Raw genomic sequence first — 22,639 nt, forward strand, 5'->3', positions numbered from 1 at the left:
TTTTATGCTCAGAATGGCAGGATTGCGTCCATGACCTGCTGGCCATAACGGGGCGTCTGGAGTTGGGTCAGGGTTCCACGCCCGCCATAGGAGATGCGGGCTTCCGCCATGCGGTCGTGGGTCACAGTGTTGTCGGCGGTGATGTCCTGTGGACGGACGATCCCGCTCACGCCCAGTTCGCGCAGTTCGCTGTTGACCCGGACTTCCTGCTTGCCCATCACGACGAAGTTGCCGTTTGGCAGGACCTGAGTGATGGTACCGGCCAGACGCAGGGTCACAGTTTCGTTTCGGGTGATTTTGCCCGTGGCACTCGAATCGCTGCTGCTGGCGGTATTGAGGCTGTTCGCACCCGTGATCGAGCTGATGATCTTGCCCTTGATGCCGAACAGATTGGGAATGCCGAATTTTTCATCAGCCGCTCTGTCGGCGGTTGTGCCGTTGTTGAAAGCGGCATTATCCGTAATGTCGACAATGATCGTCACCAGATCGCCGACCTGAGAGGCGCGCTGATCCTTGAAGAAGGCCTTGCTGCCCGAACGCCACAGACTTGCTGCCTCATCCGGAGGTGGCTGAAGTGCGGGCATGGGCATCGTGACGGGTCGGTAGGAATTTGCGCGGGTCGGGTCTGTAATCGATGTCATTCGCGGAGGGCGTCCGACTTCAGATAGTTGTGCAAGGGAATTGCAGGCCGTCAGGACCGGCAGCAGCCCAAGCAGTCCCATGGTGTGAACCAGAGTGCGACCCGGGGTACGAGCAGAATGTCGAGAGGCGTGCCACATGGGAAAGCTGAAATCCGTCTGTTCCGTGTGCTCCCAAGCAAGCACGTAAGGGGTAAAAAACCTGTTAAGACGGCGCTGGTAGCGGTTTCTGACAGGACTTGGGTTTAGACCCGTCCGCCCGGCATAGCGGTAGTTCGGCGTATGCCATTTTCTTGTGCTCTTGCCCTGGTGGACGATGTGTTTGAAAAAAGAGGGCATGGGCTGACATTTCGGCCAGTCCGGCCATGGCTTCTGCCGGGAGACTGCCTTCCATGCCGACCGTCCAAGCTCTGTCCATGTTGGTCAGACTTTCCGTTTTCCGGTTCTGAGATGGGACTTCGTATCCTTCTGACCGGCGGTCAGGGATTTGTCGGTCAGCATTTCAAGGCACGATTGCAGGACCGTATTCCTGGCTACGTGCTGCTGGAAGACCCGATGGATATCCGGGATCGTGCGGCTGTTGAGCGCTTTGTCCGCAATGAAAAGCCGGATGCCTGTCTGCATCTGGACGGGACGCTCATTCTGGCCGAGTCCTTTGAAGCCTATGCACCTGAGGCTAGTTTCGTATTTGTCTCGACTGCTGAAATTTATGGCGCGAGTTTCAGATCCGGCGCGCCCCTCGACGAATCCGCCGTCATTGCACCGGTGAATGCCTATGCGTCCAGTAAGGCGGCGGCGGATCTGGCCGTCGGAAATCTGAGCCGTGAAGGGCTGCATGGTCTGCGGCTGCGCTCTTTCACGCAGGCCGGAACCGGACAGGATGGAGGAAGTCTTCTTCCTTTTCTGGCGGCTCAGGTCGCCCGGATCGAAACTGGGCAGCAGCCACCTGTCTTGACAGTGGGCGATCCGGATACGGGCTTTGACGTGACGGATGTTCGCGACGCGTGTGATGCGTATGTCAGTGCTCTGGCTCTTCCGCAGCCTCTTCCGGACGGAACGGCTCTGAACATCTGTTCGGGCGTTACGCGGACTGTCGGGTCCATCGCCCGCGATCTTCTGGACGTGGCTGGTGTGGCCGCGTCCATTGTGGTGGATCCGGCGATTATGTCGCCTACGGGCCTGCCGTCTATGCGGGGCAATCCGGATGCGGCCCGTGCGGCACTGAACTGGTCGCCGCGGATTGCATGGACCGAAACGCTGCTTACGGTGCTCAACGACTGGCGCTATCGGATTACGCTCTGAGGCCCGGTCACGGGATCGTCAGGTTCTGGACAGCGTCGGAGCGCGTTGTCATTGTTTGCGAAGATGCGCAAAAGCGGAGGTCGTATGATGACAGACCCTCATGACACGGAAATTACGGTTCTTGCCGGGGCGAACGGCCTAATGATTCCAGTTGAATTTCATGCTGGAGTGCGGGCCAACCTCGATCTTCTGCGCAGTTATGGCGCACTGATTGAGGGGCTGGATCTGCCTGAGCGTCTCGAACCTGCCTTCCGGTACGAACCATGAGCGGCCTTCAGCAACGCACGGTTGCGCTCGCCGCCAGCGTTCGCAGGGGCGAGATTTCCGCCCGTGATCTGGCGGTGAAGGTTCTTGCCGATATCGAAAGCCGGGACGGAAACTATCACTGTGTCACACGGCTGCTGATGCATCGGGCGCTGGAGGCGGCCGAACGGGTGGATCGTCTGGTGCTTCAGGGGCGCGATCCCGGACCGCTGGCCGGTGTGCCGTTCGGGATCAAGGATCTGTTTGACGTCCGGGGCGAAGTCACGACTGCGGGCTCGAAGGTTCTCGCCAATGATCCGCCCGCTACCCAGGATGCCGTGGCGGTCGCGCATCTGATCGCAGCGGGAGCGGTTCCGGTTGCGCTGACGAACATGGACGAATTCGCTTACGGGTTCGCCACGATCAACGCCCATTATGGCAATACCCGCAATCCGCATGCTCCCGAACATCTGGCTGGTGGGTCTTCGGGCGGTTCCGCGGCGGGGGTGGCGGCGCGGATGTTTTCTCTGGGGCTGGGTTCGGACACTAACGGCTCCATCCGTGTTCCGGCTTCGCTCTGTGGGGTCTGGGGGTTACGGGCGACGCAGGGCCGTCTTTCGGTTGAGGGCAGTTATCCTTTCGTGCCGAGTCTCGACACTGTTGGCCCGTTTGCCGACAGCGCGGGTGGTCTGAAAGCCTGTTTTGAAGCCCTGTCCGCCCGGCCACTTGCCGAAGTGGACGTGCGCGGCCTGCGCATCGCCCGGCTCGGTGGCTGGTTCGGTGAGAACATGTCCCCCCCGATGCAGGCGGCTATTGACGGGCTGTCGATGGCACTGGGTGCGACGGATGTGGTTGAACTGCCTGAAGTGGCGCGGGCGCGGGCTGCGGCCTTTGTCATCAGTGCGTCCGAAGGCGCGGGGCAGCATCTTGGACGACTGCGGACACAGGCTGCGGAATACGATCCTGCCGTGCGTGACCGTCTGCTGGCCGGGGCGCTGTTGCCCTCCACGCTGATCTTTCAGGCGCATCGTCTGCGTCACTGGTTTCGTGACCGTATGCACGAGGCTTTTGCAAAGAGCGATATTCTGCTGGCCCCGGCCCTTGTCGGCGAAGCGCCGCGTTTCGATCAGCCCGAAATCGAGGTTGGTGGGAAAATGGTTTCCGCCCGCGCCAATCTGGGTCTGTACACTCAGCCTCTGACGCTGGCGGGGTTCCCGGTCCTGACAGTGCCGATGAAAGTTCCGGGGAAGGCACCAGGTCTGCCGCTCGGTGCGCAACTGATTGCCCGTCCGGGACGGGAAGACCAGCTTTTCGCTCTGGCTGAAAAACTGGAAGTAGATGGTCTTGCCGAGGCCCGTCTGATCTGATCAGGGCTGTTGCAGCGCCTTGGCCATTTTTGTGTGGTCGAGGCGCTTTTCCCATGCCGCAATCAGAACCGGGGCCACGCAGTTTCCGGCGAAGTTGCCCACGGCCCGGGCAATTCCGGCAAACCAGTCCACGGCCAGAAGCATCACCAGACTTGCAGGCGGGATGGAAGGAACGCTCGCCAGCGTTGCCGCCAGAATGACAATGGCAAAACCCGGAATGCCGTGTGCGCCCTTTGAGGTGACAAGAGCCGTGAGCAGAAGGGTTGCGATTTGCCAGACGGTCAGATGGGTTCCGGTCGCATTGGCCAGAAAAATGATGGCCAGTCCCAGATAGATCGACAGGGCATCCAGATTGAGCGAATACCCGGCGGGCACTACGATTCCCACGACCTGACGATCGACGCCCAGCTTTTCCAGCTTTGTCATCAGGCTGGGCAGCACGGCATCGGATGCGGTTGTCGTGGCTACGATCAGCAGGTCTTCACGGAAATACCGTGCGAAATGCAGTGGGTTTACGCCTGCGACCCGAAGGCCACCGCCAAGTGCTCCGATGACAAACAGACCGACCAACAGAAAATAGAGGACCGTAAATCCGGCGAGATGTCCGATCGTCCCAAGCCCGTAACGTGCGGTTGTCGTCGTCATCGCGCCGAATACGCCCAGTGGAGCCAGCCGGATGATGACGCCCATCATGCGTGAGAATAGCGCGGATATGCTCTCGATCAGCCGGACCAGGGGAGCACCCTGTTCGCCCATGCCGCTCAGGCAGCATCCGACGAGGATCGCGAATACGAGAATCTGGAGCACGTTGCCCTGTGCGAAAGCGTCTGCCGGTGTGTGCGGGACGAGGGACAGCAGAAAACCGCTGAGGCCTTCCGCTCTCAGGTTGCGGGCATGGCCACCATAGGCCGCGATCATGTGTGCATCGTCGGCTGTGGGCACGAACCCGACGCCCCGGCCGAGGCCGAGCATCATCGCGACGAGAACCGCGATGCCCAGCGCCAGGGTTGTCATGACCTCGAAATAGAGCAGGGCGCGGCCACCCAGACGGCCGACCGTTTTCAGGGAGCCTGCGCCCAGAATTCCGAGCGTAACGATACAGAACAGTAGCGGCCCGACTGCCATGATGATCAGGCGCATGAACAGCGTGGTCATCCAGCCCACATCATCCGCAAGACCGGGGAAAAACAGTCCCGCGCCAAGTCCCAGAACCGTCGCCAGCACGACCTGTGCGAACAGGTTTCCGTTCAGGAGCTTTACCATGCCGCGACCGCTCCGTCGCTTCGGGGGTCGGTCGCGCCTTCAAGCCGACCATTGTCATGCCGGATCAGCGCACCCGCATGGCCCATGATGATGGACTGCCCAGCAAGAGCCTCGACCGTATGTCCGGCGGCTTCAAGCTGTGACAGGACGTCGGGACTGAACCCCGGCTCCACTTTGAGCGACAGGCTCTCGTCCCCCCAGGTCCGCCCGAGCAGCCAGCGTGGCCGGCGGATGGCCTCCTGAAGCGGGATGCCGTAGCGGACATGTCGGCTGAAGATCGCGGCCTGCGTCTGGGGCTGACCTTCGCCGCCCATGGTGCCGTAAACCATCGTGCGTCCGTCGCGGAGCCGGGCTGCGGCCGGATTGAGCGTATGAAACGGCTTGGCCCCGGGACGCAGGATGTTCCAGCCTGAATGGGCCAGACGGAAGGACGAACCCCGGTTCTGCCAGAACAGTCCGCTCTGCGGCAGCATAACGCCGGAGCCGAATTCGAAATACAGGCTCTGGATCATGCTGACGGCCACGCCATTGCGGTCGATCGCGCCCATCCATGTCGTGTCGCCCCATTGCGTTTTTTCGGTCCAGGGCAGGGCGTGCGTCATGGAAATCTGCGATGCCATGGCGTTCAGACGTGCCGGATCGGCCAGCAGGTTCCGGGCCTGCGCCTCGGATTGTCCGCTGCCATCGGTGTGGCGGTTACGGTAGAGGAACGCCTGTTTGGTGGCCTCGACCAGACCATGCACATGTGAAAAGCTCTCCGGTCCGTCGTCTCGGTCCAGATGATCCGACAGTGCAAGGATCAGAAGCGATGCCACACCCTGTGTGGGAGGCGCGGTGTTGTAAAGAATGCCATCGCTTGTCCGGACGTGCAGCGGTTCCTTGACTTCGGCCCGATGCGCCAGAAGATCCAGCGACCTGACCGGACTTCCCGCCGCCGCCAGATCGGTTGCCAGACTGCGCGCGAGGGGGCCGTTATAGAAGCTCCGCAATCCGTCCCGGTTCAGCATCCGCAGTGTCTGCGCCAGTTCGGGGGACGTGCGGATACTGCCTGCCGTCCAGGGCTTGCCCTCGGGAAAGCAGATCCGCGCCAGAGTCGGGTCCGACATCAGTTCCGGCTGTTTCTGCGCGAGCAGGGTGGCCTCGCTTTCGGAGACGACGCGTCCGTGTTCAGCATAATGGATGGCATCGCGCAGCAACCGGTCCAGCGGCAGGGGATCGCGGAGTTCGGCGCTCAGGCCCAGGGCGGCTTCCCAGCCTGAAACGGTTCCTGCGACCGTATTGGCGGCCAGTCCGCCGCGCCAGGGGATGACGCTGTGTCCGGCGTCCGCGTAGAGCGTATGTTCGGCCCCCATCGCCAGCGCTCCGCAGGCGTCTATCGCGACGGTCCGTCCGTCCGGATGGCAGATCAGCCAGAACGCGTCCCCACCCAGACCTGTCATATGGGGATAAACGACGGCCAGCGTGGAAGCCGTGGCGACAATGGCCTCGATCGCCGTTCCCCCGTCGCGCAGGACATCCAGCCCGGCCTGGCTTGCGAGGTGGTGCGGGGACGTCACCATGCCGCCAAGGGCGTTGGGTGTCAGCATGGCAGGAGCCTCACAGTGGCAGGTGATCGGGTTGCAGTCGGGGGATATGGAGGCAGAGCGTCCGGATCAGCAGGGCTTCCGGGCCCTGTGCGGTCTGGTGACGGGTGGAGGCGATGAATTCCACCTGAGGCATTTCGGGCAGCAGGCCCGGCGCGCAATGGCACAGGTGTTCCACATTGCGCAGAAAGGCAGGCTGCGGGGTGACGCCATATCCCGCGCGCACGGCAGCCAGCAGCGCGCCGAGACTGCCGCTGGTAAAGGCCAGATGCCATGCCCGTCCGGACCGGTTGAGCGTTTCGATGGCCAGCCGCCTGGTGACGCTGCCGTCGGGGAAGGTCACGAGCGGGATGGACTGCTCTGCGGGAAAATCCGCGTCCGCCGGAGCGTACCAGCGCATGTCCTCGGTCCAGAGCTTCTGTCCCCGCGTTTCCGTCGTGCGCCGCATGCCGCACCAGACGTCCAGTTCGCCCTGTTCCAGCAGACGCGCCAGACAGGCCGACAGGCCGACCGTCATCGTGATCTGCAGGAGCGGATGGGAGGCACGGAAGGTCCCGAGGATCTCGGGAAAGCGCGTCAGGAGCAGGTCTTCCGTTACACCCAGGCGGATCGTTCCACGCGGTGCGTCCTGCCGGAAGCGGGACAGGATGCTGTCCTCGCACTGGAGAAGCTGTCTCGCCAGACCGATGAGCGCCATGCCATCCTCGGTCAGTCGCACGCTCTTGGTGCTTCGGGCGAGCAGGCGCGTTCCAAGCTGTTCCTCCAGCCGGCTGACATGCTGGCTGATGGTGGACTGGCTGACTCCCTGGCTCTGCGCGGCGGACGTGAAATGCAGTGTTTCCGCGACCGCGAGAAAGGATTGCAGATGGAACGGGTCGAGGTGCATCTGATCTTTCATTCCGATATGTGGACCCATATTTATTGGCAGGTCAACTTGATCTGATTCCGTTATGAGAGCACAGTTCCTCCCGTCTTGACACTTCATCCTGAGCAGGAGCCCCCATGACAGCCCACGGAGCCCGCGCCGTCGAGCGGTGCCGTCTTCTCGCCGATACCCCTTTCAGCGAGACACCGGGCAGTCTGTTCCGCTTCTGGCTCGGTCCGGCCTACCGGCGCACACTTGAACAGGTGTCGCAGTGGATGGAGGAGGCGGGTCTCACTACCCGTCTGGATGCGGCTGGCAGTCTGGTCGGGCGCTATGAGGGCCTTGTTCCGGGTGCGCCGGCGCTGATGATCGGTTCGCATCTCGATACTGTTCGCAACGGGGGGGCTTTCGACGGCAATCTGGGTGTCATGCTGGGGATCGAGCTCGTCTCCGCCCTGCATGAAAAAGGCACCCGCCTGCCGTTTGCCATCGAGGTCATGGGCTTTGGCGACGAAGAGGGCTCACGGTTTGCGGCTCCCATGATCTGCTCCCGCGCCATGGCGGGGCTGATCGACGCGATCCCCGAAGACATGACGGATGCCAGCGGTATGAGCATGGGAGAAGCCATGGGAGACTATGGCCTCGATCCGGCGCGTCTCGCCGAAGCCGCGCGCCGGCCTGATGAGCTTCTGGCCTATATCGAACCGCATATTGAACAGGGCCCCGCTCTTGAAAGTACGGATGGTCAGATCGGGGTCGTGACGGCGATCGCGGCACAGACCCGGCAACGCGTTACAGTCACAGGGCAGTCCGACCATGCGGGTACGACTCCAATGACCCTGCGGCAGGATGCCCTGACCGCCGTTGCTGAAATGATCCTTGCCGTCGAGCGTCATGGCGCGGCCGGGGGAGACACGCAGGTCGCCACTGTTGGCCATGTCGAGGTGCTGCCCAACACGTCGAACGTCATTCCCGGCGAGGTGCGGTTCTCGCTGGACATGCGCGCCGCTACCGACGCAGCTCGTGACGTCATGGTCGATGCGATCCGCACGGATCTGCGTTTTATTGCCGCGCGCCGGGGTGTCGGCATCACATTCGATACGCCGCAGATCCTGCCCGCCGCCGCCTGCGCGCCCGAACTGGTGGAACGTCTGGCCCGGGCCGCCACAGGCGTCACCGGTCGTCCGGCCCAGCGTCTTCTGAGTGGTGCGGGGCATGATGCCATGGCCATGGTCGATCTGTGTCCGATGGGGATGCTCTTCATCCGCAGCCCCGGTGGCCTCAGCCATCATCCCGATGAAACAGTCCGCGTGGAAGATGTCGATCTCGCCCATCGCGCCCTGCTCGCCTTCGTCAAGGAGTTCCAGTCATGAGCCATCCTGCGACTTACGCACAGCTCGACCCGCCGTCCCGTCTGCTGATGGGTGCGGGGCCGACCAATGTCCATCCTCGCATTCTGCGTGCCATGTCCTATGACGTGATTGGCCAGATGGACCCGGAAATGACCGCCTATATGGACGAGGTCATGGCCCTGTACCGCGAGGTCTTCCGCACGAAGAATCACTGGACGCTGCTCGTGAACGGCTCGGCCCGTTCGGCCATTGAAGCCGCTGTGGTCTCGCTGGTCTCGCCGGGCATGAAGGTCGTCATTCCGCGTTTTGGCCGTTTCGGGCTGCTGCTAACGGAAATCGTCCATCGCTGCGGTGGCATTCCGTGCACGGTGGATGTGGAATGGGGGGAGGTTGTCGATCCGGCCCGCATCGAAGCCGCTATTATCGAGCACAAGCCTGGTCTGGTCGCCTGTGTGCATGGCGATACGTCAACCACGACTGCCCAGCCGCTCGAAGAGATCGGTCGGATCTGCCGCAAACATGACGTGCTGTTCTATGTGGATGCTACGGCGACCCTCGGCGGCATGACGTTCGAGACCGATGCCTGGAACATCGACGTTGCCACGGCAGGGCTTCAGAAATGTCTGAACGGCCCTCCGGGTTCCGCGCCGATCACGCTGTCGGATCGTGCCGTTGCCGCGATCCTCAAGCGCCGCCATGACGAAGCGGGGATTGCCACCGGTCAGGAACAGGGGAGTGGTCCGGTCATCCAGTCGAACTATTTCGATCTGGCGATGCTGATGAACTACTGGTCTCCGGCCCGGATGAACCATCACACCGAAGCCACATCCATGCTTTACGCCGCGCGTGAGACGGCGCGTCTGGTTGTGGAAGAAGGTGTGGAGGCGCGTGTCGCCCGTCATGTCAGGGCAGGGCGCGCCATGGTCGCCGGGCTGCGGGGCATGGGCCTGAAGGTCTATGGTAACGACACCGCCCGCATGAGCAACGTCACCGGCGTCTGGGTTCCGGACGGTGTGGACAATGCCCGCATCCGTCAGCTTATGCGAGACGATTTCGGGATCGAGATCGTCTCGTCTTTCGGTCCGCTGACGGGGAAAATCTGGCGTATCGGAGCAATGGGCCTGAATGCGCGCAAGGATAAGGTGCTGCTCACGCTCGCCGCGCTTGAGTCCGTTCTGGCAGGGGAAGGGGTCGCAATCTCGCGTGGGGCCGGCGTGGATGCTGCCCGCAGTGCGTGGGATGCGGACTGATCGCTCTTCGGGCCGGAAAGCTTGTTTCGGATAGTTTTTCCGGCCTGAATCGTTCTTTTTTCCGCTGCCATCTTTCTTGTGGCCGGTCGCCCAGGCGCGGCGTTCCGTTTTTTTTTCGGAGAGGTCACGTTCCCCGAAAATCTGCCCTACACAAATTAGGTGTGCAGGGTTGATCCCGCTTCTCCGCGGCGCGACCATCCGCGCATCCGTTTACCGGCTGGAGAGCACGCAAAATGTCGATCGTTTTTCATCATACCCCAGAGCGCGCCAGAGTCTGGAGTGAGAAATTCGCTGAATGCCGTCCTGACCTGCCATTTTATGCTTGGCCCGAGACCGGTCCGAAGGAAGACGTGCGATATCTTGCCGCCTGGAAGACGCCGGACGATCTCGCCACGCTCTTTCCTAATCTTGAAATCCTGTTTTCACTGGGTGCGGGGATCGACCAGCTCAATCTCGCCAATGTGCCTCCTGGCGTGAAGATCGTCCGCATGGTGGAAAGCAGTTTGGTGGAGGGCATGATCGAATATGTTCTGTGGGCGGTTCTGTCTTTTCATCGCGACATGTTCCGCTATGCCCGGCAGCAGCATGACCATATCTGGAATGGATCGCACAACCGTCCGGCGAAACTCTATCGCGTCGGCGTGATGGGAATGGGGGAACTGGGCAGCCCGGTTCTCGAAAAACTCGTGTCTTTCGGTTACGATTGCCGGGGATGGAGCCGCAGTCGCCGCGAGGTTACGGGCGCGCGTTCGTTCGCGGGGGAAGGGGAGCTGGAAGCCTTTCTGGCAGAAACCGACATTCTGGTCTGTCTCGTCCCGCTGACGGACGCCACCCGCGGTATCCTCAATCACAGCCTGTTCGAAAAACTGCCGAAAGGCGCGTGCCTCATCAATTGCGGGCGTGGCGGTCATCTGGTGCAGGACGACCTCATTCCGGCTCTCGACAGCGGCCAGTTGTCACAGGCGGTGCTTGACGTCGCCTCGCCCGAGCCACTGCCGCCTGAACATCCGTTCTGGAATCATCCCTGCATTTTTCTGACGCCCCATATCGCCAGTGCGGCGCAGTCCGACAGTGCGGCTGACACAGTTCTGGCCAATCTGGGCCGCTACGAGGCAGGCGAACCCATGAGCGGCATGATCGATATCGGTCGGGGTTACTGAAACCCCGACATGGCTTATGCATTTTCCGACTTGCCAACCCCGAAGGGCTCGGTTAGAACGCGCCCACCTTGATGGGTGCGCCGGTGTAGCTCAGCTGGTAGAGCACGTCATTCGTAATGATGGGGTCGGGAGTTCGAATCTCTTCACCGGCACCATCAAGGTTTTCCCAAATATCCGGATCTGGTTTCGTCTTCCCTGTCTGACCTGACGGAAGGCGGTTGCCTTTCACCGGAAATGGATGTTCACGATTTTTCAAAATATTGCCGATATGACAGACCTCCTCTGGGCAATCTGTCTGTGATGGGATTACGATGAGTGTCGATATCCTGAGCGGAGGGCTGCCTGAAGGAGGGCAGACTGTCAAAAGACGGTTCCCTGCGTTAGGTTAGGAGCCCGATGTCTGACCGTTTTCATAAACGACTCTGGCGTAATGCCGTCAGTTTCTCCCGCAGTCAGGAGCCTCATGCCTCCATTCACGCGGTAGAAGGTCTGCGGGAATGTCCGACATGCGGTCTTTTTCAGCACGTCCCGCGTCTGAAACGGGGGCATCTCGCGGAATGCCTGCGTTGTGGTTGTCAGCTTGCCCGTCGGCGCAAGACCTCCCTGATCGGCGCACCGGCGGCTTTCTGCGTCACATCAGCCGCGCTTTACGTTACGCTGCTTATCAGCTCTCTCATGACACTGAACGTCTATGGACGCGAAAACACCGTCTCTCTCATGAGTGGCCCGATCGAACTCGGGCACCAGGGATATGGCATGATTGGTGTTCTCGTGGCGCTGGTGACGATCCTTATGCCAGGTGTCATCATCGGCCTTATGGGGGCCATCCTTTATGGCGCCTCCCGTCCCCAGATGCCTGACTGGACCCCGCGATTGCTCACCTGGTACGATCGTCTGCGCGGCTGGTCGATGGTGGAAGTCTATGTCCTTGGCGTGCTGGTGGCTTACACCAAGCTGGTGGATCTTGCGCTCGTCATTCTTCAGCCCGGAGTCTATCTTCTGGGCGCTCTGATGCTAAGCATGGCCGCCGTGGATTCGACTTTCGATGCGGAGCGCATCTGGCGGAGTCGCGACATCAGCCCCAAACTCGACGATCATCAGGGCCGGCTTCTGGATGTCGCCCATCTTGATGCCCGTAGCGGAGTCATTCCTCCTGTTGAGAACATGCTGTCCTGCCACGCCTGCAATCTGGTGCTGGCGTTCGACCATGCAGTTCCGCAAGAGCAGGACATGGGGGACTGTCCCCGCTGTGGTCAGATTCTGCGCCGCCGCAAGCCGCAGAGTCTGGCCTCGGCCACGTGCCTTCTCGTGGCAGGGGTCGTGTTCTATCTGCCTGCGAATCTGTTGCCGGTTATGACTTATACCAAGGTGGGTCACGGGGCGCCCAGCACCATCATCAGTGGTGTGATCGAGCTCTGGCAGGCGGGAATGATTCCGCTGTCGCTGCTGGTGTTGTTCGCCAGTATCACCGTGCCCGTGCTCAAGATCGTCGCCCTGACATTCATGATTATCGGCACGCGTCTCCGGTCCCGCTGGCAGCTCAGGCACATGGCGAAGCTTTATCGGCTCGTCGTTATTATCGGCCGATGGTCGATGATCGATGTTTTTATGATTTCCATTCTCGTGGCTGTCGTACATTTCGGCTTTCTGGCCAATGTGACGGCTGATCCGGGTATGGTCTGCTTTGCGCTGGTCGTGATTCTGACCATCTTCGCAGCAGAACTGTTTGATCCCCGCGGGATGTGGGATGCCGCAGGCCTCAATGGCGCGGTTGCATCTCCCGCAGCGGAAAACGGACGGTCCGGCGCACAGTCGTCCTCCGACGCTGTTTCCGGACCGCCTTCTTCTGATACTCATGACATGGAGCCTGGACGCGCGTGAGCGATTCCCGAAACAACCGGGGGGAGCAGACGGTCTCGCCGAAGGAAGCCCCGGTGCGCCGCACCCGTTTCTCCCTTATCCTGCTGATTCCGGTGGTGGCCATCCTCATCGCCGGCTGGCTAGCGTGGGAACATTTTGCAACGCGTGGCCCGGTCATTACCATCACATTCGAAACCGCGGACGGCCTGACCCCGGGCCAGACCCAGGTGAAGAACAAGGCCGTGACACTCGGTACGGTTCAGGACATCACCCTGAGCGACGACATGAAACATGTCGATGTAACCGTCCAGATGAATGCCAATAGCGCGCATATCCTGACGGACCACACCCGGTTCTGGGTCGTGCGGCCCCGTATTAACGGCGCCAGCATCACCGGTCTCGATACGCTGTTTTCGGGAGCTTATATCGCGTTGGATCCGGGCACGGATGATGGCCATTACCAGAAGTTCTTCAAGGGTCTGGAATCACCCCCCGGCGTTCGCTCCGATCAGCCGGGCGAAACATTCTGGCTGGTGTCTCCGTCGCTTGGATCGCTCGGGCCGGGTTCGCCGGTTTTCTTCCGGGATCTCCAGGTCGGTGAGGTGCTTGGTTACACGATGCCGCCGGGTGGGACGGGACCGATCGTCATTCAGGCGTTTGTAAAAGATCCCTATGATCACTATCTGCGCACGGATAGCCGTTTCTGGAACGTCTCGGGCGTACAGGTAGGGCTTGGAGCAGGGGGCCTGAAGGTCCAGCTTAAATCGCTTCAGGCACTTTTTTCCGGCGGTATTGCCTTTGGTCTTCCGGAGCGTCGCCGCAACATCGATCTTCCTGATGCGCCTGCCAATTCGGTCTTCAAGCTCTATGCGAGCGAAGCAGATGCCGACAATGCGCGTTATCACAAGCGCCTGCGCGTCGTGACCTACATCAACTCCTCCGTCAAAGGCCTGACGACTGGCAGTCAGGTTACGATGTTCGGCCTTCAGATTGGCAGCGTCACGGATGTTCATCTTCTTTTTGACGGTCCTGCCAAGCTTCCTCGTGTTCGTGTGGATATGGAACTTGAACCCGAACGGGTATTGTCCAACTGGGATGACCGGATTGAAAATGCCAAGGAGGGATCCGTCGAGAAATACCTTCAGGCGTTCGTGGCGGATGGAATGCGGGCTTCTGTTCAGAGTGCAAGCTTCCTGACAGGTGAATCCATGATTGCGCTGCAATTCGTCAAGAATGCCCCCGTAACGCCACTGACCTATGAAGGAGACGTTGCAGTTCTTCCAAGTCAGGCGGGTGGCATGGATGGAATCATGGAGTCTGTCTCGACCATCACTGACAAGATCGCTGCAATGCCGCTGACCGAGATCGGTGGGCACGTGAACGATCTTCTGGCGCATGCGGATGGTCGTCTGAATAGTCCCGAAGTCACACAGTCTCTCGCGGCTCTGCGTGATTCGCTTCAGAACCTGAACAGGCTGACGAAAACCGCCAACCAGAACCTGCCTGCGCTGATGAAAGAGCTACAGGGCACACTCTCGAACGCACAGGCGGTTCTGGGAGCTTATGGCGGGGATACGGATTTCCATCGCAGCCTTCAGGGTATGATCACTCAGTTGACCCAGATGTCTCGCTCCCTGCGGTTCCTGACGGATTATCTAGATCATCACCCTTCCGCTCTCATCACAGGCCGCAGGAACTGAGCCATGATATCGTCTTTCTCCTTCCGCCCGCTCGTGCTGTCCCTGATGGGGGCCATGGCACTGACGGGATTACTCGCGGCCTGCAGCAGCGATCCGACGCTTTATGCTCTGGCTCCAGTGCCGGGCGTGCCGCAGGCAGGTGGTCCTGTCGTGGTTGAAGTCCGCACGCCTGTCGTCAGTGCCCGACTGGATCGGGATACGATCGTGAAGTCGAGTAGCGACTATCAGCTCAAACTTGCTGCAGGCGCGAGCTGGAGCGAGGCGCTTCCGGATATGATCGCTCATACTCTGTCGACTGACCTTGCACAGCGTCTGCCGGGTACGACGGTTTTTGCCGAGAACGACGCCGTTACCACAACGGCTGCAGCTTATGTCGAATTGACGATCCGGAATTTTGAAGCTGATGCCCGAGGATATGCATTGGTGAACGGCATGCTGTCCGTTCATCCTGCGGGAAAGATGATCGGGCCTGTCATGACGGTCCCTGTAAGCTGGCGGTCATCCGAGCCTGTGGCATCTGAGACTGCGCGCCTGGCCGCAGCGCTCAGTCAAGGTGTTGCAGCCATTGCCGATCAGGCGGCGGCAAGTGTGCGGACACTTCCCCCACCAGTGCATGACTGAGGACGCAGAAAAGAGCTGCATAGTCTGAAAATAAAAAAGGCTCCCGGAAGGGAGCCTTTTTTATTAGAAAACACTAACAGATGTCAGAGCTTTTCCACCTGTGTGTAATCCAGATCGACCGGCGTTGACCGTCCAAAGATGGAGACGCTGACCTTGAGGCGTTGACGCTCGTCGTCCACGTCTTCGATCATGCCGGTGAATGATGTGAACGGACCATCTGCAACCCGGATCTGCTCGCCAATCTCGAAAGAAAGGCTGGAGCGGGGGCGTTCAACGCCTTCCTGGGCCTGCTTCATGATCCGGTCAGCTTCGGCTGCCGTGATGGGCGTAGGACGGTTACGGGTTCCGAGGAAGCCCGTGACCTTGGGGGTATCCTTGACGAGATGCCAGGCTTCGTCCGTCAGTTCCATCTTGACGAGGACATAGCCCGGAAAGAACTTGCGCTCCGCATTAACCTTACGGCCGCGACGCATTTCCGTCACGTCTTCGGAAGGAACGAGGATCTGCTCAAAATGGTCGGACAGGCCTTTTTGTGCAGCCTGCTCCTGAATATGACTCGCGATTTTTTTCTCGAATCCGGAATAGACATGCACGACGTACCAACGCTTCGCCATGGTGCGAACCTAGCCTCCAACGCCAAAAAGTTCGCGGACGCCAAGGCCAATCACCTGGTCCACGATGAAGAAGAAGATGCAGGTCACGGTAACCATGACCAGTACGGCACCTGACGTGATCAGGGTGTTGCGACGGGTCGGCCACGTGACGCGCTTCGCTTCGGCGCGGACGTCACGGACGTAGGCAACCAGATTGAAGCCGGATCCGTTCTTTTGAGGCGCCGTTTTCCGCGACTCGTCTTTCGGGGTACTGACCGACACCATCGTCCTCGAATCAAGTGAAAATCCCGCTCCCGGTGTCGGGAAGGACATCCGGCAAGAAGGAGTGGCAGGGGCGGAGGGTCTCGAACTCTCAACCTCCGGTTTTGGAGACCGGCGCTCTAGCCAATTGAGCTACACCCCTATCATCGGGCAGGGCGTTTTGAAACGTCATGCCAGCGACAGTGGGCGCAAAAGAGAATGTTCGCGAAGAAAAGTCAAGAGCCCCGAGCATCTTTGTTGAGGAATTTCCAATTTGATTTTTCCCCTCTTGCGGGTGCGGAAAAAAATGAGCTAAGGACAGTCTCACCTGAGCGGGCGTAGCATAGTGGTAATGCAGTAGCCTTCCAAGCTTCTTAGGAGGGTTCGATTCCCTTCGCCCGCTCCAGGATCTTTAGAAAATCCCAAAAATAATTATTGAATTCTCAATGCCATTGGCACGGTACGTGCGAGGGCGTTGCGTCTGCGAAGCTCAGAATCTGGAGTGCGACTGCACTGTCGCCGACATTCTTTTCCAGGTGCCCTTTTGGCTCTGGGCCTGAAGCAGAAGGTGATACGTCCTCACTGAGGAGAATGTCTCCGGGGTTCAGCTCCACATTGTTTCCGTCCATCGCTGTGACGGAATAGATGCCCGAGAGTGGGACTATCCACTGGGTCTGCCGGGTTTCGCTCCATTCGCCTTTCCAGCCGGACGGCTGCACACGCACTGTCATTGTGACGTCCCCTTTGTGAGGGGTGCTGAGCAAGGTTTCATGTCCGTTAGATGAGGTCGAATCGTCATGAAATGCCGACATCCGGCATTTGGTCAGATGAGTTGTGCCTTGCGGGTCTGTCCAGTTGTCCCAATAAGAGAGCGTCGGGAAGGAGGGCTTGTCCTCTACAGGAGCAGCCCGGACGGCTGACATCAGAAAAGGCAGGGAAAGGGCGCCCAGGAATGCCGGAAGGCGCTTTGTGTGTGACATCTGGTCTCCAGGAGGGTGTTTGAAGATGTGCTTCGCCTGAATTGATCGGGCAGCAATCGACAGTTCAGCGGCGAACTGTCTGATCTCTGTCATGCCAGTCTGCTCGGCTACAAAGCAAACTGCTGTCATTGCCTGTGGATGACGCAGGGAATTTGCGTATCGTCTTGGTTGCGCAGGAACGGGACAGCGTGCTAGAGGCGGCGCCAAGTGGAGGACCGGGTTTCAGACGAATCCTGCGCAGGAACGTGTATGCCCGGTCCGGACAGTTTTGATGCAAGGAGCCGGATAAGCCGGTTCCGGCCGCACTCTGCGGCGGATTTAGTGAGACGGAACACGCGTGTGACGGTGACACAGGTGCCGCAGGTTGGACACACAGGGGGCTTGGCCCAGCGCTACGCCCGTGCGCTTTATGATCTTGCTTCGGAGCAGGGGGCTCTTCCCGATGTTCTGGGTGAAGTGAAGGCGCTGCGTACCGCCATTTCCGAAAGCGACGACCTGCGGAAATTCCTGGCTGACGCCCGGATGGACATCCGCCAGGGTCAGACGGTTTCGAATGTCCTGATGTCGAAGCTCGGCTTTGGAGACGTCCTGCGCCGGTTTGTCGGCGTCATCGCCGAAAATCGTCGCTTGCCTGATCTTGCATCCATTCTGGACGGTGTTCTGGCGCTTGATTCCGCCCTGCGTGGCGAAGTTGTAGCCGAAGTCCGCTCCGCACAGCCTCTTAACGACACGCAGCGCAGCCAGCTTCAGACCCGACTGGCCGAAGCCGGCTACAGCCGTGTGTCCATGACCGAACATACGGACGTTGCCCTCCTTGGTGGCATGACCGTACGGATCGGTTCCACACTCTTTGACACTTCGATCGCCGGGCGCCTGACCCGCCTGCAGAACGCCATGAAGGGAGCCGCGTGATGGATATCCGTCCCGCCGAGATTTCGGACATCCTCAAGCAGCAGATCGCGTCTTTCGACCAGGTCGAGACCGTTTCCGAAACGGGAACGGTCCTGTCCATCGGCGACGGCATCGCCCGCGTCTACGGCCTGAACAACGTCATGGCCGGTGAAATGGTCGAGTTCGAAGGAACCGGCCTCAAGGGCATGGCCCTGAACCTTGAAGCCGACAATGTTGGTGTGGTTCTGTTCGGCGACGGCGACGGCATCCGCGAGGGCGACACCGTCCTGCGTACGAAGTCCGTGGTTGAAGTTCCGGTCGGCAAGGGCCTGCTCGGACGCGTGGTTGACGGTCTGGGTAACCCGATCGACGGCCGTGGCCCGCTGACGGACGTTGAATACCGCCGCGCCGAAGTGAAAGCTCCGGGCATCATGCCGCGCCAGTCGGTCAGCGAGCCGATGCAGACGGGCATCAAGGCCATCGATGCGCTCGTTCCCATCGGACGTGGCCAGCGTGAGCTGATCATCGGTGATCGCCAGACAGGCAAGACCGCGATCCTGATCGACACCATCGTCGCCCAGAAGCCGGTCAATGCCGAAGGTGACCCGAAGAAGTCCCTGTACTGCATCTACGTCGCCATCGGCCAGAAGCGCTCCACGGTGGCCAACCTGGTCCGCACGCTGACCGAGCATGGCGCGATGGAATACTCCATCGTTGTTGCCGCTACGGCCTCCGATGCTGCTCCGATGCAGTATCTCGCACCGTACACGGCCTGCGCCATGGGTGAGTACTTCCGTGACAACGGCATGCACGCTCTTGTCTGCTACGACGATCTGTCCAAGCAGGCTGTGGCGTACCGTCAGATGTCCCTGCTGCTGCGTCGTCCGCCGGCGCGTGAAGCGTTCCCGGGTGACGTGTTCTACCTGCACTCCCGTCTTCTGGAGCGTGCGGCCAAGATGTCCGACGCCAATGGCGGCGGCTCCCTGACGGCACTGCCGGTCATCGAGACGCAGGCTGGCGATACGGCTGCCTACATCCCGACCAACGTGATCTCCATCACCGACGGTCAGATCTTCCTTGAGACGGATCTGTTCTACAAGGGTATCCGCCCGGCCGTGAACGTCGGTGGTTCGGTGTCCCGCGTGGGTTCTGCAGCCCAGATCAAGGCGATGAAGCAGGTTGCCGGCAAGATCAAGCTGGAGCTGGCGCAGTATCGTGAAATGGCTGCGTTCTCGCAGTTTGCTTCCGATCTGGATGCTGCAACCCGCAAGCAGCTCGATCGTGGTGCCCGTCTGGTTGAGCTGCTGAAGCAGCCCGAGACGTCCCCGCTGCCCGTCGAAGAGCAGGTTGTTGTTCTTTACGCCGGTACGCGTGGCTACGTTGATCCGATCGCAGTGGACAAGGTTGTGGCCTACGAAGCCGCTCTCCTGTCCGAGCTGCGCGGTGCGGGCTCTGACATCCTGACGGCCATTCGCAATGACCGCCAGATCAAGCCGGAGACGGAAGGCAAGCTCAAGGAGCTGCTCGAAGCATTCGGCAAGCGCTTTTCGGCCTGAGGATAGCCCATGGCTTCGCTGAAGGAACTGCGTGGACGGATCACGGGCGTCAAATCGACGCGCAAGATCACGAACGCGATGAAAATGGTCGCAGCCTCCAAGCTGCGACGCGCCCAGATGCAGGCCGAAGCGGCTCGCCCCTATGCCGACGCCATGCGTCGCATGATGGCAGAGCTGGCGACGGCGACCCGGGGTGAGGACGCGACAAGCCTGCCGCGCCTTCTCGCGGGAACGGGCAAGGACCAGACCCATCTCGTGGTGGTGCTGACCTCTGACCGTGGCCTTGCTGGCGGCTTCAACGCCAATATCGTCCGCAGTGCCCGTCAGCTGGTCGATACGCTGGTATCAGAAGGCAAGACGGTCCGCATCCTGCCGGTCGGTCGCAAGGGGGCAGATATCCTCGTGCGTCACTATCCGGACATGATCGTTGATCGTCTGGCTGGAACCGAAGGCAAGGATGTCGGGTTTGACAAGGCTACCGACATCGGAGGCCGGATCGTGACCCTGCTGGAAGCTGGCGACATCGACCGCTGCACGCTGGTTTATAACCGCTTCCTCAATGCCATGACGCAGGTGCCGGTACAGGCGCCTCTGGTTCCGCTCGCGGTTCCCGAGAACGACAATGCCGCTTTGGATGCCGACACGGCCCAGTATGAATTCGAGCCGGACGAGACGACGCTTCTGACGCAGCTTCTGCCGCGCAACCTTCAGGTCCAGATCTTCTCGGCCCTGCTGGAAAGTGCTGCTGGCGAGCAGGGCGCGCGCATGACCGCGATGGACAATGCCAGCCGTAACGCTAGCAAGGCCATCGACCGTCTGTCGCAGAAGTACAACCGTACGCGTCAGGCCAACATCACCAACGATCTGATCGAAATCATCTCCGGCGCAGAAGCCGTTTGAGATCACGCAGGAGACGAATCCGATGTCCGAAACCCTTACCCCTTCTGCCGGAGCTGCCAACAACGTGGTCGGCCGCGTCACCCAGGTGCGCGGCCCCGTCGTGGACGTGCAGTTCGAAGGCGATCTTCCCTTCATCCTGAACGCCCTGCACGTCCAGAACGGCGATCACACGCTGGTGCTGGAAGTTGCGCAGGAAATCGGCGAGCGTCAGGTCCGCTGCATTGCCATGGACACGACCGACGGTCTCGTCCGTGGCGCTGAAGTCCGTGACACGGGCACGCAGATCATGGTTCCGGTTGGTCCGGCAACGCTTGGTCGTATCCTGAACGTCGTTGGTGAGCCCATCGACGAGCGCGGTCCGATCAGCAGCGAACTGCGCTTCCCGATCCACCGTCCGGCCCCGGCTTTCGAAGATCAGGCCGCGGCGTCCGAGATCCTCGTGACCGGCATCAAGGTCGTCGATCTGCTCTGCCCGTACCTCAAGGGTGGCAAGATCGGCCTGTTCGGTGGCGCTGGCGTCGGCAAGACGGTCATCATTCAGGAACTCATCAACAACATCGCGAAAGCCCATGGCGGCGTGTCCGTCTTCGCCGGTGTCGGTGAGCGTACGCGTGAAGGTAACGACCTGTATTTCGAAATGCAGGACGCAGGCGTCATCAAGATCGCTGAAGATGGCTCGACCGAAGGTTCCAAGGTTGCGCTGGTCTATGGCCAGATGAACGAGCCGCCGGGAGCCCGTTCGCGCGTCGCCCTGACAGGCCTGTCGCTTGCCGAATATTTCCGTGATGAAGAAGGTCAGGACGTCCTGTTCTTCGTGGACAACATCTTCCGCTTCACGCAGGCTGGTTCCGAAGTCTCCGCACTTCTGGGCCGTATCCCCTCCGCAGTGGGTTACCAGCCGACGCTGGCCACCGAGATGGGTGCCCTGCAGGAGCGTATTACGTCCACGAAGAAGGGCTCCATCACGTCCGTTCAGGCCGTGTATGTCCCGGCTGACGATCTGACCGATCCGGCTCCGGCTGCGACCTTCGCGCATCTTGATGCAACGACGGTGCTGAACCGTTCGATCGCGGAAATGGGCATCTATCCGGCTGTTGATCCGCTGGATTCGACATCCCGTTCGCTCGATCCGAAGATCGTTGGTGAAGAGCACTATCAGGTTGCGCGCCAGGTTCAGCAGACGCTCCAGACCTACAAGGGTCTGCAGGACATCATTGCGATCCTTGGCATGGACGAACTGTCCGAAGACGACAAGAAGATCGTTGGCCGCGCCCGCCGTATCCAGCGTTTCCTGTCCCAGCCTTTCCACGTGGCCGAAGTCTTCACGGGCGCCCCGGGCAAGCTGGTGTCGCTGGAAGATACGATCCGTTCCTTCAAGGCCGTTGTAGCTGGCGAGTACGATCACCTGCCGGAAGGCGCCTTCTACATGGTCGGTGACATCGACGAGGCCATTGCGAAGGCCGAGAAGATGAAGCAGGAGGCCTGATCCGATGCCGCTTCGCATCGAGATCGTCAGCCCGGAAAAGCGCCTTGTCGAACGTGAAGTCGACATGGCCGTGGTCCCGGGCATGGAAGGCGATATTGCAGCCATGCCGGACCGCGCACCGCTGATGCTTCAGCTGCGGGGCGGCGTTGTGGCCCTTTGTCAGGGTGACAAGATCGTGGACCGTTATTTCGTGACGGGCGGTTTTGCTGATATGGGTGCTGATCACTGCACCATTCTGGCCGATTCCGCACAGCTCATGAGTGAGCTGTCCGTGGATGAGGCCAAGAGCCGTTTGCGGGATCTGGAAAGCCAATGGGCCGAAATCGGTCCGAACGACGTGGACATGCACGACCAGATCAGCCGCGAACTGCAATCGGTTCGTGCCGAACTGGAAGCTGTTCAGGAACATGGCTCGACCTGAACGGTCTTTTCAGATCAGGTTTGCAAAAGCCCGCTTCATCGTAAGGTGAAGCGGGTTTTTCTTTGCCATTTCTCCAGGGCTTTTCTTTCGCAGGCTTGCCGCCATGCCTGAAATGACTCCGTGCTCAAACATCAGGCGGATTATCTAGGCGTGTATAGAACCTCTTGGAAGGTGGGAAACTGGCTGCCTATCCTCAGAAGCCTTGTAACTTTGCCTAAGGGTCTATTCCTCAGGCAGGAAAAGGCTTTCTCCCTAACAGCGCTATACGAAGCGTAAGACGCGATAGGACGCACCTCGGTCCCCCGACGGATGTTGAACGGGCGCCAAACTGGGTGATTCAAAGAAAA

21 protein-coding genes and 3 tRNA genes are annotated in these 22,639 nt (G+C 60.3%); 16 read left to right on the plus strand and 8 right to left on the minus strand.

Going from position 1 to position 22,639, the window contains the following annotated elements:
* Positions 1 to 8: 8 nt before the first annotated feature.
* Positions 9 to 779 carry a flagellar basal body L-ring protein FlgH gene (flgH, locus tag GKA01_RS07665; RefSeq protein WP_371859264.1) on the minus strand — a complete coding sequence of 257 codons (771 nt, stop codon included), beginning with the start codon at positions 777 to 779 and terminating at the stop codon, positions 9 to 11.
* Between the two features lie 309 nt (positions 780 to 1,088).
* On the opposite strand from flgH, the gene GKA01_RS07670 reads away from it, so the two are divergent.
* The 3 genes from GKA01_RS07670 to GKA01_RS07680 all read left to right on the plus strand — a co-directional run bounded on the left by GKA01_RS07670 (position 1,089) and on the right by GKA01_RS07680 (position 3,550).
* The gene (locus GKA01_RS07670; protein WP_146861025.1) at positions 1,089 to 1,940 is read left to right on the plus strand and encodes an NAD-dependent epimerase/dehydratase family protein; all 852 of its coding nucleotides are present in this window, start codon (positions 1,089 to 1,091) and stop codon (positions 1,938 to 1,940) included.
* Between the two features lie 84 nt (positions 1,941 to 2,024).
* Positions 2,025 to 2,207 (plus strand): AtzG-like protein, encoded by a 183-nt coding sequence (locus GKA01_RS07675; protein WP_228119960.1) that lies wholly within the window; start codon positions 2,025 to 2,027, stop codon positions 2,205 to 2,207.
* Positions 2,204 to 3,550, plus strand: a complete 1,347-nt coding sequence (locus tag GKA01_RS07680; RefSeq protein WP_146861027.1) for an AtzE family amidohydrolase — start codon at positions 2,204 to 2,206, stop codon at positions 3,548 to 3,550. Before GKA01_RS07675 ends, GKA01_RS07680 begins: the two co-directional genes overlap by 4 nt.
* On the opposite strand, the gene GKA01_RS07685 is transcribed toward GKA01_RS07680, so the two are convergent.
* From GKA01_RS07685 to GKA01_RS07695, 3 genes are read right to left on the minus strand one after another with little or no spacing between them, the layout of a single operon-like run.
* Positions 3,551 to 4,813, minus strand: a complete 1,263-nt coding sequence (locus GKA01_RS07685) for a cation:dicarboxylate symporter family transporter (protein WP_146861029.1) — start codon at positions 4,811 to 4,813, stop codon at positions 3,551 to 3,553.
* The gene (locus tag GKA01_RS07690; RefSeq protein WP_194265864.1) at positions 4,807 to 6,399 is read right to left on the minus strand and encodes a gamma-glutamyltransferase family protein; all 1,593 of its coding nucleotides are present in this window, start codon (positions 6,397 to 6,399) and stop codon (positions 4,807 to 4,809) included. Before GKA01_RS07690 ends, GKA01_RS07685 begins: the two co-directional genes overlap by 7 nt.
* 10 nt (positions 6,400 to 6,409) lie before the next feature.
* The gene (locus GKA01_RS07695) at positions 6,410 to 7,282 is read right to left on the minus strand and encodes a LysR family transcriptional regulator (RefSeq protein ID WP_228119961.1); all 873 of its coding nucleotides are present in this window, start codon (positions 7,280 to 7,282) and stop codon (positions 6,410 to 6,412) included.
* Between the two features lie 116 nt (positions 7,283 to 7,398).
* Between GKA01_RS07695 and GKA01_RS07700 the strand changes: the two genes are divergently transcribed.
* The 7 genes from GKA01_RS07700 to GKA01_RS07730 all read left to right on the plus strand — a co-directional run bounded on the left by GKA01_RS07700 (position 7,399) and on the right by GKA01_RS07730 (position 15,204).
* The gene (locus tag GKA01_RS07700) at positions 7,399 to 8,634 is read left to right on the plus strand and encodes an allantoate amidohydrolase (protein WP_146861033.1); all 1,236 of its coding nucleotides are present in this window, start codon (positions 7,399 to 7,401) and stop codon (positions 8,632 to 8,634) included.
* Positions 8,631 to 9,863, plus strand: coding sequence for a pyridoxal-phosphate-dependent aminotransferase family protein (locus GKA01_RS07705; RefSeq protein WP_146861035.1), 1,233 nt, complete (start codon positions 8,631 to 8,633; stop codon positions 9,861 to 9,863). Before GKA01_RS07700 ends, GKA01_RS07705 begins: the two co-directional genes overlap by 4 nt.
* 233 nt (positions 9,864 to 10,096) lie before the next feature.
* Positions 10,097 to 11,023, plus strand: a complete 927-nt coding sequence (locus tag GKA01_RS07710) for a 2-hydroxyacid dehydrogenase (RefSeq protein WP_146861038.1) — start codon at positions 10,097 to 10,099, stop codon at positions 11,021 to 11,023.
* 79 nt (positions 11,024 to 11,102) lie between these two features.
* Positions 11,103 to 11,178, plus strand: a tRNA-Thr gene (locus GKA01_RS07715).
* A gap of 241 nt (positions 11,179 to 11,419) precedes the next feature.
* A complete protein-coding gene (locus GKA01_RS07720) occupies positions 11,420 to 12,904 on the plus strand; it encodes a paraquat-inducible protein A (protein WP_146861041.1) in 1,485 nt (494 codons plus the stop codon).
* Positions 12,901 to 14,583 (plus strand): PqiB family protein, encoded by a 1,683-nt coding sequence (locus GKA01_RS07725; protein WP_146861044.1) that lies wholly within the window; start codon positions 12,901 to 12,903, stop codon positions 14,581 to 14,583. Before GKA01_RS07720 ends, GKA01_RS07725 begins: the two co-directional genes overlap by 4 nt.
* Positions 14,584 to 14,586: 3 nt before the next feature.
* A complete protein-coding gene (locus GKA01_RS07730) occupies positions 14,587 to 15,204 on the plus strand; it encodes a PqiC family protein (protein ID WP_146861048.1) in 618 nt (205 codons plus the stop codon).
* A gap of 83 nt (positions 15,205 to 15,287) precedes the next feature.
* Here the strand turns inward: GKA01_RS07730 and nusG are convergent, their stop codons facing one another.
* From nusG to GKA01_RS07745, 3 genes are all read right to left on the minus strand, one after another.
* On the minus strand, positions 15,288 to 15,818 hold the full coding sequence (gene nusG, locus GKA01_RS07735) for a transcription termination/antitermination protein NusG (protein ID WP_146861051.1): 531 nt from the start codon (positions 15,816 to 15,818) through the stop codon (positions 15,288 to 15,290).
* 9 nt (positions 15,819 to 15,827) lie between these two features.
* Positions 15,828 to 16,082, minus strand: coding sequence for a preprotein translocase subunit SecE (gene secE / locus GKA01_RS13705; RefSeq protein ID WP_228119962.1), 255 nt, complete (start codon positions 16,080 to 16,082; stop codon positions 15,828 to 15,830).
* A 62-nt stretch (positions 16,083 to 16,144) separates the two neighbouring features.
* Positions 16,145 to 16,221 (minus strand) — tRNA-Trp (locus GKA01_RS07745).
* A 169-nt stretch (positions 16,222 to 16,390) separates the two neighbouring features.
* Here GKA01_RS07745 and GKA01_RS07750 point away from each other — a divergent pair.
* Positions 16,391 to 16,464: transfer RNA gene (locus tag GKA01_RS07750), tRNA-Gly, on the plus strand.
* A gap of 37 nt (positions 16,465 to 16,501) precedes the next feature.
* Here the strand turns inward: GKA01_RS07750 and GKA01_RS07755 are convergent.
* Entirely contained in the window at positions 16,502 to 17,131 is a 630-nt protein-coding gene (locus GKA01_RS07755; protein ID WP_228119963.1) for a cupin domain-containing protein, read from the minus strand.
* 228 nt (positions 17,132 to 17,359) lie between these two features.
* Between GKA01_RS07755 and atpH the strand changes: the two genes are divergently transcribed.
* From atpH to atpC, 5 genes are read left to right on the plus strand one after another with little or no spacing between them, the layout of a single operon-like run.
* Positions 17,360 to 17,950, plus strand: coding sequence for an ATP synthase F1 subunit delta (gene atpH, locus GKA01_RS07760; RefSeq protein WP_371859266.1), 591 nt, complete (start codon positions 17,360 to 17,362; stop codon positions 17,948 to 17,950).
* Positions 17,950 to 19,485 carry a F0F1 ATP synthase subunit alpha gene (atpA, locus tag GKA01_RS07765; protein WP_062028188.1) on the plus strand — a complete coding sequence of 512 codons (1,536 nt, stop codon included), beginning with the start codon at positions 17,950 to 17,952 and terminating at the stop codon, positions 19,483 to 19,485. The genes atpH and atpA overlap by 1 nt, the downstream gene beginning before the upstream one ends.
* Before the next feature lie 9 nt (positions 19,486 to 19,494).
* Positions 19,495 to 20,385, plus strand: a complete 891-nt coding sequence (locus tag GKA01_RS07770) for a F0F1 ATP synthase subunit gamma (RefSeq protein ID WP_146861057.1) — start codon at positions 19,495 to 19,497, stop codon at positions 20,383 to 20,385.
* Positions 20,386 to 20,407: 22 nt separating this feature from the next.
* A complete protein-coding gene (atpD, locus tag GKA01_RS07775) occupies positions 20,408 to 21,871 on the plus strand; it encodes a F0F1 ATP synthase subunit beta (protein ID WP_099286092.1) in 1,464 nt (487 codons plus the stop codon).
* Between the two features lie 4 nt (positions 21,872 to 21,875).
* A complete protein-coding gene (gene atpC / locus GKA01_RS07780; RefSeq protein ID WP_146861060.1) occupies positions 21,876 to 22,292 on the plus strand; it encodes an ATP synthase F1 subunit epsilon in 417 nt (138 codons plus the stop codon).
* Positions 22,293 to 22,639: the final 347 nt, after the last annotated feature.

The sequence above is a fragment of the Gluconobacter kanchanaburiensis NBRC 103587 genome, from assembly GCF_007988905.1.
GTDB lineage: Bacteria > Pseudomonadota > Alphaproteobacteria > Acetobacterales > Acetobacteraceae > Gluconobacter > Gluconobacter kanchanaburiensis.